14 protein-coding genes and 1 pseudogene are annotated in these 19534 nt (G+C 39.6%); 12 read left to right on the top strand and 3 right to left on the bottom strand.

The window, feature by feature from the left end; translation table 11 throughout:
* The first annotated feature begins 123 nt into the window (after positions 1 to 123).
* The 3 genes from RN80_RS01850 to RN80_RS10080 all read left to right on the top strand — a co-directional run bounded on the left by RN80_RS01850 (position 124) and on the right by RN80_RS10080 (position 5020).
* Positions 124 to 1449 (top strand): N-acetylmuramoyl-L-alanine amidase family protein, encoded by a 1326-nt coding sequence (locus RN80_RS01850; protein ID WP_049544004.1) that lies wholly within the window; start codon positions 124 to 126, stop codon positions 1447 to 1449.
* Between the two features lie 143 nt (positions 1450 to 1592).
* A complete protein-coding gene (locus tag RN80_RS01845; protein WP_060627308.1) occupies positions 1593 to 3218 on the top strand; it encodes an N-acetylmuramoyl-L-alanine amidase family protein in 1626 nt (541 codons plus the stop codon).
* Positions 3219 to 3433: 215 nt separating this feature from the next.
* Positions 3434 to 5020: an LPXTG cell wall anchor domain-containing protein gene (locus RN80_RS10080; protein ID WP_253275440.1), complete on the top strand. Its 1587-nt coding sequence runs from the start codon at positions 3434 to 3436 to the stop codon at positions 5018 to 5020.
* Positions 5021 to 5159: 139 nt separating this feature from the next.
* On the opposite strand, the pseudogene RN80_RS10030 reads toward RN80_RS10080, so the two are convergent.
* Positions 5160 to 6059: pseudogene (locus tag RN80_RS10030) on the bottom strand (Rpn family recombination-promoting nuclease/putative transposase).
* 147 nt (positions 6060 to 6206) lie between these two features.
* On the opposite strand from RN80_RS10030, the gene polA reads away from it, so the two are divergent.
* A complete protein-coding gene (polA, locus tag RN80_RS01820; protein ID WP_060628743.1) occupies positions 6207 to 8840 on the top strand; it encodes a DNA polymerase I in 2634 nt (877 codons plus the stop codon).
* Between the two features lie 83 nt (positions 8841 to 8923).
* A complete protein-coding gene (locus RN80_RS01815) occupies positions 8924 to 9361 on the top strand; it encodes a CoA-binding protein (RefSeq protein ID WP_060627304.1) in 438 nt (145 codons plus the stop codon).
* 228 nt (positions 9362 to 9589) lie between these two features.
* On the opposite strand, the gene RN80_RS01805 is transcribed toward RN80_RS01815, so the two are convergent.
* Positions 9590 to 10600, bottom strand: coding sequence for a YeiH family protein (locus tag RN80_RS01805; protein ID WP_060627303.1), 1011 nt, complete (start codon positions 10598 to 10600; stop codon positions 9590 to 9592).
* Positions 10601 to 10748: 148 nt separating this feature from the next.
* On the opposite strand from RN80_RS01805, the gene RN80_RS01800 reads away from it, so the two are divergent.
* From RN80_RS01800 to RN80_RS01780, 5 genes are all read left to right on the top strand, one after another.
* The gene (locus RN80_RS01800) at positions 10749 to 11918 is read left to right on the top strand and encodes a pyridoxal phosphate-dependent aminotransferase (RefSeq protein WP_060627302.1); all 1170 of its coding nucleotides are present in this window, start codon (positions 10749 to 10751) and stop codon (positions 11916 to 11918) included.
* Complete coding sequence (gene recO, locus RN80_RS01795; protein WP_000616135.1) at positions 11915 to 12685, top strand: DNA repair protein RecO; 771 nt, start codon at positions 11915 to 11917, stop codon at positions 12683 to 12685. Before RN80_RS01800 ends, recO begins: the two co-directional genes overlap by 4 nt.
* Positions 12682 to 13674 (top strand): phosphate acyltransferase PlsX, encoded by a 993-nt coding sequence (gene plsX / locus RN80_RS01790; RefSeq protein ID WP_060627301.1) that lies wholly within the window; start codon positions 12682 to 12684, stop codon positions 13672 to 13674. The genes recO and plsX overlap by 4 nt, the downstream gene beginning before the upstream one ends.
* A 5-nt stretch (positions 13675 to 13679) precedes the next feature.
* Complete coding sequence (locus tag RN80_RS01785; RefSeq protein WP_000136446.1) at positions 13680 to 13913, top strand: acyl carrier protein; 234 nt, start codon at positions 13680 to 13682, stop codon at positions 13911 to 13913.
* 451 nt (positions 13914 to 14364) lie between these two features.
* Complete coding sequence (locus tag RN80_RS01780) at positions 14365 to 15555, top strand: N-acetylmuramoyl-L-alanine amidase family protein (RefSeq protein ID WP_060627300.1); 1191 nt, start codon at positions 14365 to 14367, stop codon at positions 15553 to 15555.
* 81 nt (positions 15556 to 15636) lie between these two features.
* Here RN80_RS01780 and RN80_RS01775 read toward each other — a convergent pair whose 3' ends face one another.
* The gene (locus tag RN80_RS01775; RefSeq protein ID WP_060627299.1) at positions 15637 to 16512 is read right to left on the bottom strand and encodes a helix-turn-helix domain-containing protein; all 876 of its coding nucleotides are present in this window, start codon (positions 16510 to 16512) and stop codon (positions 15637 to 15639) included.
* Between the two features lie 197 nt (positions 16513 to 16709).
* Here RN80_RS01775 and RN80_RS01770 point away from each other — a divergent pair, with 197 nt between their 5' ends.
* Together RN80_RS01770 and RN80_RS01765 are read left to right on the top strand one after the other, a co-directional pair.
* The gene (locus RN80_RS01770) at positions 16710 to 17891 is read left to right on the top strand and encodes an N-acetylmuramoyl-L-alanine amidase family protein (RefSeq protein ID WP_060627298.1); all 1182 of its coding nucleotides are present in this window, start codon (positions 16710 to 16712) and stop codon (positions 17889 to 17891) included.
* A gap of 88 nt (positions 17892 to 17979) precedes the next feature.
* The gene (locus tag RN80_RS01765; RefSeq protein ID WP_060627297.1) at positions 17980 to 19164 is read left to right on the top strand and encodes a cell wall-binding repeat-containing protein; all 1185 of its coding nucleotides are present in this window, start codon (positions 17980 to 17982) and stop codon (positions 19162 to 19164) included.
* Positions 19165 to 19534: the final 370 nt, after the last annotated feature.

Raw genomic sequence — 19534 nt, 5'->3', positions numbered from 1 at the left:
AAGATTTCTTCTGCTTTTTATTTTTTACATAAAAAGTTCAGTTTTTCTTAGAATTTTTTTAAAAAATAAGATACAATAAAGCTAGGTTTATCACCTAAATTTTTAAAAATGGAGAATATTCAAATGAAGAATAAAAAAGCTTTAGCTCTAGCATTAGCTAGTCTAACAATGGCAAGTGCAGCAGTTTTGACAAGTTATTCTGCTACTACTGCTAGTCCAGTAAGTGCGGAAGAAGTTGTTTATAGAACTGAGTGGGTCACAGTGATTAATGGGCGCTCACAGGAGCGTAAGACAGTTTTTTATGAAGATGGTAATCAACCTATTTCAAAACATCCATCAATTGATGGTTTTGAATACCAACGTACTTTTGTTGAAGGTGGGAGAAAATATTACCTATTTGTTGAAAAAGGAACAAAGATTGAAGATCATGTAAATGATCCAGATGCTCCAGTTAGTGAATTAAATACTCAGGGTTATAAGACGTCTGACAAGGATGTAAAATGGCGTGAGTCAGCTGGGAATCGTTATCTTTACTATAAAGGAAACCCTGTAAAAGGTTGGGCAAATGTTGATGGTAAAACTTACTATTTTGATAGTGAAGGTGTTATGGCTCACGGAGTACTTGAAAACACCTCTGAACGTTACTATCTAGATGGACAAGGTGTTAAGAAAACTGGTTTCATTAAAGTAGGAGAAAAAACCTATTATTTTGTGTCAGATGGAGCTCGTAAGACAGAAGTTGTTACCGATAATGGTAAAACTTATTTTGTCAAAGATGGTGTTGTGACAACTGGAGCTCATAAAGTTGGGGCAAAATGGTACTTCTTTGCTGAAGATGGCACAACCAAGTCAGGTATTGTAAAAGACAGTGCTGGTAAATGGTATTACATCACAGCAGAAGGTGAACGTAAGACTGGTCTTATCAAGGATGCTGGAGATAAGTATTACTATGTTACTGAAGAAGGTGAGCGTAAGTTCGGTGAAATCACTGTTGATGGTAAAACGTACTTCTTGACAGATGATTCTGATACTAAAGCTGGCTGGAACAAAGTTGACAATCATTGGATTTATGTAAATAAAGAAGGTAAACGTCAAGTTGGTTGGCTTAAAGATGGTGGTAAATGGTACTATTTTAACGCTGAAGGCATCATGCAAAAATGGTGGGTTAAAGATGGCAACACTTGGTACTATCTAAATGGTTCAGGTGAGATGCAAACTGGCTGGTTGCAAGATGGTGGCACTTGGTACTACCTAAATAGTTCAGGTGCTATGCAAACAGGTTGGGCTAAAGTAGGTGATTCATGGTACTACCTCAAAGGCTCAGGTGCTATGGTAACTGGTTGGTTCCAAGTTGGTGGTAAATGGTACTATGCTTATAGTTCAGGTGCCCTTGCAGTAAGTACTACAGTCGATGGCTACTATGTAAATGCCAACGGTGAATGGGTATAAAATAACAAAGAGAGTGGTTTGAACTGCTCTCTTTTTGTTACTCTTAAATATTTCTACACTTTTTATGTTTTTTATTGCATTTATTATAGGAAAGGGATATAATTTAGATAAATTTATTATCTTAATACAGGAGGATTTTTTCTATGAGAAAAACACTAACAGGTATCTTGCTAGCTACTTCAGTGCTAGCGATGGCTACGGTCCAACAAGTAAAAGCTGCTGAAACAGGGGCAACAACGACTTCAACAACTTCTACGGTTAAAGAAGTCCACTATGCAACATTTAAAAATGGTGGACCTGTAGATATCAAAACTGCACTAACAGGATCTGCTGTGACAGCTGCATCTATTGAGAATCACCCTGAAATTGCAAATTATATCTATACTTCTAGTAGAGAAGAGAATGGTATTATGTATCATATGTATGCGCCAACTGCTACAACAGGTACTACGAATTCTGGTACTCAGACCAATCCATACCATAGAGATAACAACCAAAACAATGGTAGCACTAGTAATACTAATGGGAACAATAACCAAAATGGTACTGGTACAAACAATAATAGTGGCTCAACAACTTCTAACTCTTCTGTCAAAGCAGTTCGTTTTGTAGAATATAAACCTGGTAGTGATGTTCCAGTTGATATTAAAGATCCACGTACAGGATCTGCAGCTTCTGATACCAGTCGTCTGGATATTGCCAACTATACTTATGTTAATGGTGAATTAAAAGGTGATACACTTTACCATATTTATCGTTCAAATTCAACGACTAATACTAACCAAAATAATAGTAATAATCAAAACCAGTCTACTTCTGCAGGTCAATTCAAAACGGAGAACGGGAAGGTCTACTATATTAAGGACGGCAAAAAGGTTACCGGCTGGCAAAAAATTGATGGTAAGACTTACTACTTTGAAGCTGATGGAGCTATGAAAAAAGGTCTATTGACTGCAGGTGATAAGCAATACTACCTAGATGAAAAAGATGGTTTCAAACAGTTAGGATTTGTAAAAGTTGCTGATAAGGTTTACTATTTTGTTGAAAATGGTGATAAGAAAACTGGCTTTATCAAAATTGATGATAAAACTTACTATCTAAAAGAAGGTGTTCGTCTAACAGGGGATATTACAGTAGACGGGAAACATTATTTCTTAGATGAGGAAGGTGTCCTTAAACCAGGTATTGTTTTAATTGATGGTAAAAAATTCTTCATCGATGATGAGGGAAATCGTCATGTTGGATGGAAGAAAATTGGACTGGATTGGTATTATTTCTCTAAAGAAGATGGAATGAAGACAGGTTGGGTCAAAGATGGGTCATGGTATTACTTGGATGAAACTGGTGTGATGAAAACTGGCTGGAAACAAGTTGATGGTAATTGGTACTATCTTAACGGCTCAGGTGCTATGGAAACTGGCTGGAAATTTATAAATGGCAGCTGGTATCATTTTGATAGTTTAGGTAAAATGGGTACTAGATGGATAAAAGACAATGGTACATGGTATTATCTTGACGGTTCAGGTGCTATGCAGACAGGCTGGAAATTTGTAGATGGCAATTGGTATTACCTCAATGCTTCAGGTGCTATGCAGACAGGTTGGTTGAACCAAGGTGGAACATGGTATTATCTTGCTAGTTCAGGCGCTATGAAGACAGGTTGGTTCCAAGTAGCTGGTAAATGGTATTATTCATATTCTTCAGGAGCTTTGGCAGTTAATACTACAATTAATGGGTATACTGTGAATGCTAATGGTGAATGGGTTTAATTTTAAGTAATTAAATCAAAGCAGGGGAGAAATCTCCTGCTTTTTAGCTTTTTTGGCTCTTTGTCAACTGTAGTGGATTGAAGAAAAGATAAGATTTAGAAAGGATAAATTTTTCCAGTTTAAATGAATTAAAAGGGTTTATTTATATTGCTTGCTTATGACATTAAGAAACGTTATAATGGAAAGGAATATATTATAAAAAAGAGGTTTTTAAAATGGATAAAAAGAAAATAATTTTAACTAGCTTGGCTAGTGTTGCTATGTTGGGATCCGCATTTATTGCTTCTCAACCGTCAGTTGTAAAAGCTGCAGAAGAAACTACAGCTCAAAATGAAATTTTAGCTAATTTTGATCAAGCTTTAGAAGAAACTATTAAAGAATTAGAAGAAGAAGCAAAAAATGATCCAGGATCAGCTGAAAGTATTAAAGAGACAATTGCAAAATTAAAAGCAGAAGCAGCTAAAGAGAGAGCTAAAATCGAGGATGGGTTCAAGACAGGGAAAACCGCAGAAGCTACTGAAAATGAAATAGAAGAAATTGCTAAAAAAGAGGAAGCAGAAGAGGAAGAAGCAGCTAAAGCAGAGGAAGCAGCTCAAAAAGAATTTTTAGCGAATTTTGATAAAGCGTTAGAAGACGCAATTGCAGAATTAAAAAAAGCGGATACTCAAAATAATCCTGAATTAGCAAAACAAGTTGCAGAGGCCATTACAAAATTAAAAGCAGAAGCAGCTAAACAGAAAAAAGAAATCGAGGATGGTTTCAAAAATGGTTTAACTGTAGAAGAAGCTGAAAAAGCAATTGATGATGCAAATAAAAAAGCTGCGGAAGAAGCAAAAGCAGAAGCAGAAGCAAAAGCAAAACAAGACGAGTTCTTAGCAAATTATGATAAAGCATTAGAAGAGGCTGTCAAAGAATTAGAAAAAGCTGAAACGAATAGTCCAGAAGAAGCAAAAGCAAAAGCTGACACAATTGCAGCGTTAAAAGCAGCATCAGACGCAACAAGAAAACAAATCGTAGAAGGCTTCAAAAAAGGCTTAACTGCAAAACAAGCCGAAGAATTAATCGATAAAGCGAATGAGAAGGCTGCAGAAGAAGATAAAGAAGCGGCAGCTAAAGAAGAAGCAGCGCAAAAAGAATTCTTAGCTAATTATGATGCGGCATTAAAAGCAGCAATTGCAGAATTAGAAAAAGCTGATACGAAGAATGATCCTGAATTAGAAAAACAAAAACAGGAAGTAATTGAAAAATTAAAGGAAGAAGCAGCTAAAAAGAGATCTGACTTTGTGAAACGATTCAAAGAAGGCTTAACTGCAAAAGAAGCAGAAAAAGAATTAGATGCGGCAAATAAAAAAGCTGAAGAAACTACAAATCCCGCTCCTGCTGAGGAAAATAAACCAGCTGAACAACCTAAATCAGAAAAAGGTGAAGCTTTAGTTCAAGAAGAACTTCCAGAGTATCCTGAAATTAAAAAAGTAGGTGATAGTACTGGTAGCCCAACTAAAGAAGAAGGTAGACAAAGTGATAACACAGCTGTAAATGAACCTGCACTTGTATCAAAAACACCATCAGCTTCTGGAACAGATGCTCCAGCAGCAACACCAGCAGATGCTCCAGCAACTCCTGCGGTTGCACCAACTGTAGCAGGAACTAGCCAAGACAATACTTATCAAGCCCCAGCTGCAAAAGCAGATGATAAGAAAGAACTTCCAAATACTGGTGGAAAAGATAATGTTGCAATTGCATCATTAGGATTCCTTGGATTGCTCCTTGGTGCCCTTCCATTTGTGAAACGCAAAAACTAATTAGTTGAAGATATAAAAGAGAAGGATTTATGACCTTCTCTTTTTGTGATATGGCCGATAATGAGAGTTCTATTGGAAGAAGAAAAAAGTAAACAAAACGATGTTTCAGCTTTGTTCACTTTTATGTTATTCTATAAACTTACAATAGTTCTTCAAATTCAGAGACAGTTATTCCCAACTGCTGACTGGCAACCTCGGAAGTCAGAATACCTTGGTGGACCATGTCTAAGAAGGCAAAAAGTTTCCCTTCTTCCCTTCCTTCAACTTTCCCACGCTCTAAGCCTTTTTCTTCAGCTTGTTCCAAGGCATAATCCTGTGCTAACAAGGCTTGTTCTTCACGCATACGTAGTTCACTAAACATCTTCCTGTCCTCCTCGGACCAGCTCTTGTAGTCCAGCAGTTGGTCTGCTTAGCTGATAGCTCGCTCTGGTTCTTGGGTAAAGGGTTTATTCCCAAAAAACTCCAACCACGGTTTGCGAACCTCGTCTTTGCTGGTTTCTCTGTATTTTTTTAGTTCTAAGAACGCCATCTTGACCAGATGGTTTTCTTGTCCATTGTTTGTAATTGTTAAAGCCTCACCTGTTGTGTCCTCGCGCATACTAAAGCTATGGAAAGCCAAATCATCTGAGAAGTAATTGCTATCCACGATTGCGATAGCATATACTGGTGCGATGTGTTTGTAACTTCGATGAGTATTGCCTTCTTACTGGCGAATTTTTTCAAGATTTTGATTGACCTGACTACACAGGTAAGCCCACAGGCGATTGATGAAAAAATTCTGATGATGAACTTGGATTTCGATAATAACCTGCGTGCCATTGTCCAACTCTGCCAAGACGTCTATACTGGTATAGAAATCCTGCGCTGAATAAGGGATGGAGGGTAATACGTGAATATTGCTTCCCTCCAAAATGGTCACATTTTTTGCTGGTAAATCCAGCATATCGCGAATAAATTGACAAGTGATTTCTGGATTGCTAAAGATTTTCTTAGCAACCAAATCATTGGTTGGGCTGATGCCCGGATGACTTAGAATCATCCTTTTCTTCCTTTTATTATACCACAGTTTTAAATCTAGGTTTCCTAGATTCTCTGGCTCTATCTATTTATTCGGACAAAGGATGAAAAATATTGGGTATGGCTCTTCCCAATGGTATTTTTTGGTGCTTTCCTTTATAATGGGTGTATGGATAAGAAAAAATTATTATTGATTGATGGGTCTTCTGTTGCTTTTCGGGCGTTTTTTGCGCTCTATCAGCAGTTGGACCGTTTTAAGAACGCGGCTGGCTTGCATACCAATGCGATTTATGGCTTTCAGTTGATGTTGAGCCATTTATTGGAGCGGGTTGAGCCGAGTCATATTTTGGTGGCTTTTGATGCGGGCAAGACGACCTTCCGTACAGAGATGTATGCGGATTATAAGGGTGGTCGGGCTAAGACTCCTGATGAGTTTCGTGAGCAATTTCCTTTCATTCGTGAGTTGCTGGATCATATGGGGATTCGTCATTATGAGTTGGCTCAGTATGAGGCGGATGACATCATTGGGACGCTGGATAAACTAGCTGAGCAGGATGGTTTTGATATTACCATTGTCAGTGGGGACAAGGACTTGATTCAGCTGACGGATGAGCATACGGTGGTTGAGATTTCCAAGAAAGGTGTGGCTGAGTTTGAGGCCTTTACGCCAGAATATCTTATGGAAAAGATGGGCATTACACCGACTCAGTTTATCGATCTCAAGGCGCTCATGGGTGATAAGTCGGATAATATCCCTGGAGTAACCAAAATTGGTGAAAAGACGGGTATCAAGCTCTTGCTGGAGCATGGCTCACTCGAGGGGATTTATGAGAATATCGATGGGATGAAGGTTTCTAAGATGAAGGAAAATCTCATCAATGATAAGGAACAGGCCTTTTTGTCAAAAACACTGGCGACCATTGATACCAAGGCACCGATTGAGATTGGTTTGAAGGATTTGGTCTATAGTGGTCCAGATGTGGAAAATCTTGGGAAATTCTACGATGAGATGGGCTTCAAACAGCTCAAACAGGCTTTAAATGTGTCGTCAGCCGATGTGGCTGAAAGTTTGGATTTTACTATTGTTGACCAAATTAGTCAAGATATGCTGAGTGAAGAGTCTATCTTCCATTTTGAGCTTTTTGGTGAGAATTACCATACGGATGATTTGGTTGGTTTTGCTTGGTCTTATGGGGATAAACTTTACGCTACAGATAAACTTGAGCTTTTGCAAGAGCCTATTTTCAAGGATTTTCTAGAAAAAACACCTCTGAGAGTTTATGACTTTAAGAAGGCCAAAGTTCTCTTGAATCGTTTGGGTGTGGATTTACAGGCGCCTGCTTTTGATAGCCGTTTGGCTAAATACCTCCTTTCGACTGTGGAGGACAATGAAATTGCGACTATTGCTAGTCTTTATGGTCAGACTTACTTGGTCGATGATGAGACTTTCTATGGTAAGGGAGTCAAGAAGGCCCTTCCTGAACGTGAGAAATTCTTGGAGCATTTAGCTCGTAAGCTTGCTGTTTTGGTCGAAACAGAACCTGTTTTACTTGAAAAACTCAGCGAAAATGGGCAATTAGAGCTTCTTTATGATATGGAGCAACCTCTGGCTTTTGTCCTTGCCAAGATGGAAATTGCTGGGATTACGGTCAAGAAAGAGACCTTGCTTGAGATGCAGGCTGAAAATGAGCTTGTTATTGAAAAACTGACTCAGGAGATTTACGAACTGGCTGGTGAGGAGTTTAATATCAACTCGCCTAAGCAGTTGGGCGTACTTCTCTTTGAAAAATTGGGGCTACCTCTAGAATACACTAAGAAAACCAAAACTGGATACTCGACTGCGGTGGATGTCTTGGAACGTTTGGCTCCTATTGCTCCGATTGTTAAAAAAATTCTTGACTACCGTCAGATTGCTAAGATTCAATCCACTTATGTAATTGGCTTGCAGGACTGGATTTTGGCTGATGGCAAGATTCATACTCGCTATGTGCAGGATTTGACTCAGACTGGGCGTCTGTCTAGTGTGGATCCAAACTTGCAAAATATTCCTGTGCGTTTGGAGCAGGGCCGTCTCATTCGTAAGGCTTTTGTGCCTGAGTGGGAGGATAGTGTGCTACTCAGCTCGGACTACTCGCAGATTGAATTGCGCGTTTTGGCGCATATCTCTAAGGATGAGCACTTGATTAAGGCCTTCCAAGAGGGGGCAGATATTCATACTTCGACAGCCATGCGGGTCTTTGGCATTGAACGTCCTGAGGATGTGACTGCAAATGATCGTCGCAATGCTAAGGCGGTTAACTTTGGAGTGGTTTACGGGATTTCAGACTTTGGTTTGTCTAATAATTTGGGCATTAGCCGTAAGGAAGCCAAAGCCTATATTGATACCTACTTTGAACGCTTCCCAGGTATTAAAAACTACATGGATGAAGTAGTGCGTGAGGCGCGTGATAAGGGCTATGTAGAGACACTTTTCAAGCGTCGTCGTGAGTTGCCAGATATCAATTCGCGCAACTTCAATATTCGTGGTTTTGCAGAGCGGACAGCTATCAACTCTCCTATCCAGGGGTCGGCGGCAGATATTCTCAAGATTGCTATGATTCAGCTGGATAAAGCCTTGGTTGCAGGTGGTTATCAGACTAAGATGCTGTTACAAGTGCACGATGAAATCGTCCTTGAAGTTCCTAAATCGGAGCTGGCAGATATGAAAAAATTGGTCAAACAAACCATGGAAGAAGCCATTCAACTCAGTGTTCCCCTTATCGCAGATGAAAATGAAGGGGCAACCTGGTACGAGGCTAAATAAAAAGGGGGCTAGTCCTCCTTTTTGTAGTAGAATTATGCAAGCCTTTTCAAATTGTGCTATACTGATGAAAAAGGAGGATTTCTATGAGTCAAGAATTTATTAATCCAAGTGATGGCGTGATTCGTCAGTATCTCGCAACGAGTAAAACCCTTGCTGTGGTGGGCTTGTCTGACCGTGAGGAAACAACTAGCAATCGAGTGACCAAGGAAATGCAGGCTCGGGGTTATAAAATCATCCCAGTCAATCCCAAGGCGGCGGGTGGCGAAATCTTGGGTGAAAAGGCTTATGCTAGCCTAGCGGAGATTCCTTTTCCTGTAGATATTGTCAATGTTTACCGTCGCAGCGAGTTTTTGCCTGATGTGGCGCGTGATTTTCTCAAAGCTGATGCTAATATTTTTTGGGCACAGCTGGGACTTGAAAGTCTAGAGGCGGAAGAAATCTTGCGTGCTGGTGGATGCGATGATATTGTGATGAATCGTTGCATCAAGAGAGAACATACACGCTTGATTGAGGAAGCATAAGAAAAAGGTAGCTGGTGGGCTACCTTTTGTGTTATACTCAATGAAAATCAAAGAGCAAACTAGGAAACTAGCCGCAGGTTGCTCAAAAGACTGTTTTTGAGGTTGCAGATAGAACTGACGAAGTCAGCTCAAAACACAGTTTTGAGGTTGTGGATAGAACTGACGAAGTCAGTAACCATACCTATGGCAAGGCGACGTTGACGTGGTTTGAAGAGATTTTCGAAGAGTTTAGAAAATGCCGATAAGGGTCTGCATACCAAGACTAGTGAGGATGATGGCAATCCAGCAGATGGCTCCGAGGATAATAGATTTTCCGCTGGATTTGACCATAGCTACCAGATTGGTTTTGAGACCGATAGCACTCATGGCCATGATAATGAGGAATTTGGAGAGTTGTTTGAGTGGGGTAAAGAAACTACTGGACACACCGAGAGAGGTTAGGATGGTAGTTAGGAGAGATGCAAGGATAAAGTAAAGGATAAACAGCGGGAAGACTTTTTTCAGTTGCAAACCTTGCTTATTTTTTTGCTCGCGACTTTGCCAGTAGGAGAGAAAGAGAGTGATGGGGATAATAGCCAGAGTACGTGTGAGTTTGACAATGGTTGCGGATTCGAGGGTATTGGTCTGGTAGAGACTGTCCCAGGCGCTGGCTGTGGCGGTTACAGAGGAAGTATCATTGACCGCAGTTCCTGCAAAGAGGGCGAAGCCTTCATTGGATAGATGAAGCCAGGTGCCGAGGGTTGGAAAGATGAGTGCAGCCAAGACATTGAAGAAAAAGATAACGGAGATGGCTTGGGCTACTTCCTTTTCCTTGGCATGGATAACGGGCGCTGTCGCCGCAATGGCAGAACCACCACAGATAGAAGAACCCACTCCAATCAAGGTAGCCAGTTTTGTGTCCAGTGCAAAGAAGCGCTGGAAGAGGTAGGCAACAATCAAGGCTATTGAGATGGTGGACAGGATGACAGGGAGTGAAGATTGTCCGACTGCAAAGACCTGCGAGATATTGAGACCAAAACCAAGCAAGATAACGGCATACTGGAGCAATTTTTTGGAACTAAAGGTCAATCCAGCATCCAGTTGTTTATGAGACGAGAGAAAGGGATGTAGGAGCATGCCTATGAAAATCGCAAAGACGGGTGCGCCAATCACAGGGAAGAATCCGCCTAGATACCAAGCAAGTAGTGAAATCAGAAGGCAGGCCAAGATGCCTGCTCCATTTTTTGATAGAAATGACATAAAAACCTCCAAATAGAATCTGTTACCATTATAGACCTGTAAAGAGGAAAAGTAAAATAGAAAGTGGAAAGCTATTCTATCATGTATTTTTGCGGTCGGGGGGCTTTTGTAGTATAATAGAGATACGTTTTGAAAGTAGGAGGTATCTATGGACTTAACTAAGCGCTTTAATAAACAGTTAGATAAGATTCAAGTTTCGTTGATTCGTCAGTTTGACCAGGCTATTTCGGAGATTCCTGGGGTCTTGCGTTTGACCTTGGGGGAGCCTGATTTTACAACGCCAGATCATGTCAAGGAGGCGGCCAAGCGAGCGATTGATCAGAACCAATCCTACTATACAGGGATGAGTGGTCTGCTGACTCTACGTCAGGCGGCCAGTGACTTTGTTAAGGAAAAGTACCAACTGGACTATGCTCCTGAAAATGAAATCTTGGTTACAATTGGGGCGACAGAGGCTTTATCTGCTACTTTGACAGCTATTTTGGAAGAGGGAGACAAGGTGCTCTTGCCAGCTCCTGCTTATCCGGGTTATGAACCGATTGTCAATCTAGTTGGGGCAGAGATTGTCGAGATTGACACGACTGAAAATGGGTTTGTCTTGACTCCTGAAATGTTGGAGAAGGCCATTTTGGATCAAGGTGACAAGCTCAAGGCAGTTATTCTCAACTATCCAGCTAATCCGACAGGAATTACCTACAGTCGGGAGCAGTTGGAAGCTTTGGCAGCTGTTTTACGCAAGTACGAAATTTTCGTTGTCTGTGATGAGGTTTACTCAGAATTGACCTATACAGGGGAAGCCCATGTATCTCTGGGAACTATGTTGAGAGATCAGGCTATTATTATCAATGGTCTATCTAAATCACATGCCATGACAGGTTGGCGTTTGGGTCTGATTTTCGCTCCTGCGGCCTTTACAGCCCAGTTGATTAAGAGTCACCAGTACTTGGTCACTGCCGCAAATACCATGGCTCAACACGCTGCGGTGGAAGCCTTGACGGCGGGTAAAAACGATGCGGAGCCTATGAAGAAGGAATACATCCAGCGTCGAGATTATATCATCGAGAAAATGACTGCTCTTGGTTTTGAGATTATCAAACCAGACGGTGCCTTCTATATCTTTGCTAAGATTCCAGCGGGCTACAATCAAGATTCTTTTGCTTTTCTGAAGGATTTTGCTCAGAAGAAGGCCGTTGCCTTTATTCCTGGTGCTGCCTTTGGACGTTATGGTGAAGGCTATGTTCGCCTATCTTATGCAGCTAGTATGGAGACTATCAAAGAAGCCATGAAACGACTTGAGGAGTATATGAGAGAAGCATGATTCAGTCTATCACGAGTCAAGGCTTGGTGCTCTACAATCGCAATTTTCGGGAGGATGATAAGCTAGTCAAGATTTTTACAGAGCAGGCTGGCAAACGCATGTTTTTTGTCAAACACGCTGGTCAGTCTAAGCTGGCTCCAGTTATTCAGCCCTTGGTGCTGGCTCGGTTTCTCTTACGAATCAATGATGACGGGCTTAGCTACATTGAGGACTATCATGAGGTGATGACTTTTCCCAAGATTAATAGTGATCTCTTTGTCATGGCTTATGCGACCTATGTGGCAGCTCTTGCAGATGCTAGTTTGCAGGACAATCAGCAGGATGCTCCCTTGTTTGCTTTTTTGCAAAAGACTTTGGAATTGATGGAAGCAGGCTTGGATTATCAGGTTTTGACCAATATTTTTGAAATTCAAATCTTGACCAGATTTGGAATCAGCCTCAATTTTAATGAGTGTGTCTTTTGCCATCGGGTCGGTCAGGCTTTTGATTTTTCTTTCAAATATGGAGCCTGCCTCTGCCCAGAGCATTATCATGAGGATGAGAGACGTTGCCATCTCAATCCCAATATCCCTTATCTGCTCAATCAGTTTCAAGCCATTGATTTTGAGACTTTGGAGACCATTTCGCTCAAGCCTGAAATCAAGCAAGAGTTACGCCAATTTATGGATCAACTCTACGAAGAATACGTTGGGATTCACCTAAAATCAAAGAAATTTATTGATTCCCTAGCAGACTGGGGACAATTACTAAAAGAGGAAAAGAAATGAAAAAAATCGCAGTAGATGCCATGGGGGGCGATTACGCACCTCAGGCCATCGTTGAGGGTGTCAATCAAGCCCTAGCTGACTTTTCAGATATCGAGGTTCAACTCTACGGAGATGAAGCTAAAATCAAGCAATATCTGACAGCGACAGAGCGCGTCAGCATTATCCATACGGATGAAAAGATTGATTCAGACGATGAACCTACGAGAGCTATTCGGAAGAAGAAAAATGCCAGTATGGTCTTGGCAGCTAAGGCTGTCAAAGAGGGCGAAGCAGATGCTGTCCTATCGGCTGGGAATACAGGTGCTTTACTAGCAGCAGGATTTTTCATCGTGGGTCGTATCAAGAACATCGATCGTCCTGGGCTTATGTCGACTTTGCCGACTGTAGATGGGAGAGGTTTTGACATGCTGGACCTCGGTGCTAATGCGGAAAATACAGCACAGCACCTCCATCAATATGCGGTTCTGGGTTCCTTCTATGCTAAAAATGTCCGTGGCATTACGCAACCACGTGTTGGCTTGCTCAACAACGGAACAGAGAGTAGTAAGGGAGACCCGCTTCGTAAGGAAACCTATGAATTACTGGCGACTGATGAAAGTTTGAACTTTATCGGAAACGTGGAAGCACGTGATTTGATGAATGGCGTCGCGGATGTTGTTGTGGCAGATGGTTTCACGGGAAACGCTGTGCTCAAATCCATTGAAGGGACAGCTATGGGAATCATGGGTTTGCTCAAGACAGCTATTACAGGTGGTGGTCTTCGAGCGAAACTAGGTGCCCTCCTTCTCAAGGATAGCCTCAGAGGTTTGAAAAAACAACTCAACTATTCAGATGTTGGTGGAGCAGTCTTGTTTGGTGTCAAGGCACCGGTTGTCAAGACCCATGGCTCAAGTGATGCCAAGGCTGTGTATAGTACGATTCGCCAGATTCGTACCATGCTAGAAACAGACGTAGTTGCCCAGACTGCGCGTGAATTTTCAGGAGAATAAAAGAGATGACAGAAAAAGAAATTTTTGACCGTATTGTGACCATTATCCAAGAGCGACAGGGAGAGGACTTTGTCGTGACAGAATCCTTGAGTCTGAAAGACGATTTGGATGCCGACTCAGTGGACTTGATGGAGTTTATCTTGACTCTGGAAGATGAATTTAATATCGAAATCAGTGATGAGGAAATTGACCAACTCCAAAGTGTAGGAGATGTGGTTAAAATCATTCAAGGAAAATAAAGATAAGAAGTTCCAAGGCATTTGCTTTGGAATTTTTCTTTGGTTCAAGTGACCGTTTAGGAACAGATTTAGTCTTTCTAGGGACAGGAGAGATATGAAAACAAATAAAGGATATAATGGAGTCAGAAAAATCAATCTCCAAAAAGGAGCTAAGAAATGAAGATCAAATGAAAATATCAATTGATTTCTGCTAGAACAAAAATGTTAATATAGTCACAATTTTAATTGACTTTCCTTTTTTACAGGACTATAATGTAGATATAAAAAAGGATTTATTTTATAGTTGGGGGAAGGTGATGGCTATGTACTTTTGATAAACTAGTCTCTATCTTATATTCTTGGAAATGTTAGGAGATCTTATGGTTCAGGTTCATGAACCTGACATCTATTTTGACTTCGTTTCTATTGGATTTTCTTGCTTTGGATTTATCTATTTTAGGAGGAAATGGCTATGAAAAAATCTAAACTACTTACACTTGGTTTACTTGCAGGTGCTGGTCTACTTTTGTCTATCAATCAAGCACAGGCTGCAGATACTTGGGTTAAAAATGGATCTGACTGGAATCTTTCACAAGATGGCAGTCTCGCTAAAAACAAATGGGTACAAAACGCAGGTTCTTGGTACCACTTTGACGGTTCTGGTAATATGCAGACAGGCTGGCTCAAAGATGGTAACACCTGGTATTCACTAGCAGATAGTGGTGCTATGCGCACAGGCTGGTACAAGGAAGGTAACACCTGGTATTCACTAGCAGATAGTGGTGCTATGCGCACAGGTTGGTACAAAGAAGGGTCTACATGGTATTACCTCAAAGACAGTGGCGCTATGGCAACAGGATGGGCGACTGCAAATGGTCAATGGTCTTACTTTGAAAAATCAGGTGCTATGGTCGCAGATAGAGCTGTTCCAGCAAGCGATGGGGAAAGTTATGTCATTGGTAAGGATGGTTATATGTTAACCAAACTCCCTAGTCAGGTTGAACAAGATCCTTTTGATGATACAGTTATTACAGATATCGTTACTTTGTCTGATGGTTATGACTATCACCTTGTTCATAAGAAAGATGGAGTTGTTATCGAAAAGAATGCCTGGTATATCAAACCTATTGTTGAACGTTTTTCTTATCAAAAGATTGGCGATATAAAACGAAATACTTTAGATGCCATTACTGATAATAAAAAACCAGGGGAAGAAATTGATCCTAAAGCTGTCATAAAGAATTTCCAAAACTTACCAAATAAGTATTACTTTGGAGCAGATGGACGTAAGGTTGCGAATCTACCAGAATTCACTACTCACTTCCCTATTCAAAAAGTTGGGGCTGAACTTTATCTTAAAAACTCAAGTCCAGTTATTAGTCTAGATTCATCTGGATTAACAATTAATGACAATAAACTTTATCTAAGAGTTGCCAATGATCATAATGGTAAACTTGTAACTGGATATTTTACAATGTTTATGGACGGATTATTATCTAAAGATCACCATATTTTGGGCTATGCAGATGAATCTGGTGAAATCGTGAAGATGAAAGTTTTGCCTAATGATTTCCGTGATTATATTGAAAAAGGAATTTCCGGTTTTTATGGAGAAACTGTTCGATACGACAGTTCAACAGGAAATGTTTCTGTTGTGAAATAAACTATCTGACAGAGTAAAACGAAAAAGCGAACAGCTTTGTATACTAGGAAGTCATGTTCGCTTTTATTCATAAAGTAATAGTTACTGTTTGGTCTCTGTTTCAAAAAAATCTACTTGATAATAATCACAAACTTCTTTTTTCATTTCCTCTAGTAATCGACTTTCATCTGTTGATTCGAGTAAGGATAGTCCTTTATTAATCATAGCATGTTCCTCAGTAATGATTCCCAGACGTACTTGAGCTACACCCAATAAATCGTATCGCTTCATTTCTTTTGATAAATCAAGACATTCTTGAATTAAGCATAGACAGTCATCTTTCTTCCCTGCTTCAAGGTACATTCGTGTCATATTGGCTAGAATGGAGTAATGAATACTTTGAATTGGACGATAATCTGTGTATTTATTTAGAGATTTTACAAGCCTCTGACGTAGCATTTCTAGTGAATCAATAGGGAAATGAAAGATGATAATCACTAATAATCGCAAATCTGAAAGAAACCACTGATCTCTTTTTTCCAATTCTTTCCATAACTCTTCAGCCAAGGCTTGGGCTTTATCGGAAAACTGATTTTCAATCACTTCTATAAAAATGGTTAGTTCTTTCACAGCATGTTCTATTGGGATATCATTCTGCACTTCATCTAGATAAATTTGACATTTTGATAGCAGTGTCTTCATTTCTTCTAGATTAGGTGAAGAAATGACTTGATAATATTCTGAAAATAATTTCTTACGAGAATCCATTTGGTAATGTTGACAAATATAATGAAATTCATCGAAACTCATATCAATTTGCCTCAAAAGCAACTCCATAGTATCATACCTAGGAGTAGAATGATTATTTTCAAACTTCGATAAGTTAGAATGAGTAATGTAGTCACCACAGACCTCATTTTGTGTAATCCCTTTTGACTTACGAATGTATTTATAAACTGAACCAATATCCCACCGCATATTTTTACCTCCAAAAATGTTCCAAAAGTAGAAGTTTTAGGAAAATATTTATATTTAGTATATCATAAAGGTGTGGGGTGGGCAATGATGATAGAAAGAAGGTGTTGGTTGACTCTTAAGGATTATTAGGAGTTATGTAGAATGTTTATGATGGAAAAATATTTTTTGATAACTATTCAATAAAGGAGGAAATGGCTATGAAAAAATCTAAACTACTCACACTTGGTTTGCTTGCAGGTTCTGGTCTACTATTGTCTATCAATCAAGTACATGCTGCAGATACTTGGGTTAAAAATGGTTCTGACTGGAATCTTTCACAAGATGGCAGTCTCGCTAAAAACAAATGGGTACAAAACGCAGGTTCTTGGTACCACTTTGACGGTTCTGGTAAAATGCAGACAGGCTGGCTCAAAGACGGCAATACTTGGTATTCACTAGCAAATAGTGGCGCTATGCGTACTGGCTGGTACAAGGAAGGTAGCACCTGGTACTCACTTGCAAATAGTGGGGCTATGCGTACAGGTTGGTACAAAGAAGGGTCTACATGGTATTACCTCAAAGACAGTGGCGCTATGGCAACAGGATGGGCGACTGCAAATGGTCAATGGTCTTACTTTGAAAAATCAGGTGCTATGGTAGCAGATAGAGCTGTTCCAGCAAGCGATGGGGAAAGTTATGTCATTGGTAAGGATGGTTATATGTTAACCAAACTCCCAAGTCAGGTTGAACAATCTCAAGCGGATGATACAATTATCACAAATATTGTTACTTTGTCTGATGGGTATGATTATCATCTTATTCATAGAAAAGATGGAGTCATTGTTGAAAAAAATGCTTGGTACATAAAACCTGAATTTAAGAAGTTTTCTGATAAATATGGAGATAAAGTTTCCAATACGATGTTGGCTTTAGTAGATAATACGGAAGAAGGACAAGAAATTAATCCTAAAGCTGTCGTGAAAAATTTCCAAAACTTACCAAACAGGTATTACTTTGGGGCAGATGGTCGTCGCGTAACAAATTTACCAGAAATGACCACCTATTCAGAGATTAAAAAAGTTGGAAATGATGTCTATCTAGAAAATCCGGGTGCACGACTTTTTCTTGGAGCTACCAGCTTCACAATCAATAATAATAAACTATACTATTTAGATGGTGATAATGGCAAACTCAAAACAGGTTATTTTGCATTGATTGATGATAGACCAAGCTATCATCACTATCATATTCTTGTTTATGCAGACCAATCTGGTGAAATTCTTAAAATGAAACGATTGCCAACAGGAATTTCAGATTATCTTAATAAAGAAATTGACGGTTTCTACGGTCAAACTGTTAAAATCGATAGTAAGACAGGAAATGTTTCTGTTGTGAAATAAGACGTCTGACAGAGTAAAACGAAAAAGCGAACAGCTTTGTATACTAGGAAGTCATGTTCATTTCGCTATAGAATAGGAGAAAATGGCTATGAAAAAATCTAAACTACTTACACTTGGTTTGCTTGTAGGTGCTGGTCTACTTTTATCTATCAACCAAGCACAGGCTGCAGATACTTGGGTTAAAAATGGCGCTGACTGGAATCTTTCTCAAGATGGCAGTCTCGCTAAAAACAAATGGGTGCAAAATGCTGGCTCTTGGTACCACTTTGACGCTTCTGGTAAAATGCAGACAGGCTGGCTCAAAGATGGCAACACATGGTATTCACTAGCAGATAGTGGCGCTATGCGCACAGGTTGGTACAAGGAGGGCAACACTTGGTACTCACTAGCAGATAGTGGCGCCATGCGTACAGGTTGGTACAAAGAAGGGTCTACTTGGTACTATCTTCATTTTAGTGGTTCTATGATGACAGGTTGGGTGTTCATAGGTGGTAATTGGTATTATTTTGAACAATCAGGTGCAATGGCCTCTGATAGAGTTGTAAATTCTAGTGATGGGACAGGCTATATTCTCGGCAAGGATGGCCATATGTTCACTTTACGAAATAGCCCTTATAAAAATGGTGACATTGTTCGTTTAGGTGATGGATATGAATATCTGATTACAGCAAAATTTGACGGAAATAACTTTACTGATGTTATCGTGGATAAAAACACTTGGTATATCAAGCCTGAAATCAAGAAGTTTTCCGACAAATATGGGGATGAAGTTTCAAATACAATCTTAGCTTTAGTAGATAATAAAGAAGAAGGACAAGAAATTGATCCTAAAGCTGTTATTCGTAATTTCCAAAATCTACCAGGTCGATATTACTTTGGAGCAGATGGTCGTAGAGTATTACCACTTCCAGAGATGACAACTAGATCAGAAATCAAAAAAGTTGGCAATGATCTTTATCTAGAAGACCCAGGTGTACGACTTAGACTTCCATCTACTAACTTCACAATCAATAACAATAAACTATACCATTTAGATAATGGACAAGGTAAGCTCAAAACAGGTTACTTTGTATTGATCGATGATGGTATGTCTAAAACCCACTATCATTTCCTTGTATATGCAGACCAATCTGGAGAAGTTCTTAAGATGAAACGCTTGCCATCAGGATTTTCAGATTATTTTGACAAAGAAATCGATGGTTTCTATGGTCAAAAAATTAAGATTACACAGCCAAATAAGTATGAATATTACAAGGTTCTTGTGGTAAAATAAATAGATAAGCAATCTTCACAACGAATATAAAAAATAAAACGTGCAAATCATTTTCAAGAGGCTTTAGATTTCTTGTATTTAAAAGAAACTAGGGCCTTTTGTAGATGTATCGTTTTTCAGAAAGTATGAAAAACTAGAGAGTTGTATCGGGGAGATAAATATTATTTCGCTTAAATAAATTAGGAGTCGTTTTATTCTATGATTATTTTAGAATTCTTAGTTTCTGTGCTATATATTCTGTTGGTAGTCGTTTCAACCATGGTGCCTACTATTTATTTGGGCGCTCAAATTTCCCCAGAATTTTATAAAAAACGTTATTGGATACTTATATTTTTAATTAGTTTATCTGCTCGTCAAACATTTGGAGAAT

It is taken from the genome of Streptococcus mitis (assembly GCF_001281025.1).
GTDB classification, from domain to species: domain Bacteria; phylum Bacillota; class Bacilli; order Lactobacillales; family Streptococcaceae; genus Streptococcus; species Streptococcus mitis_AK.
This window is presented reverse-complemented; position numbering and strand designations above follow the sequence as displayed.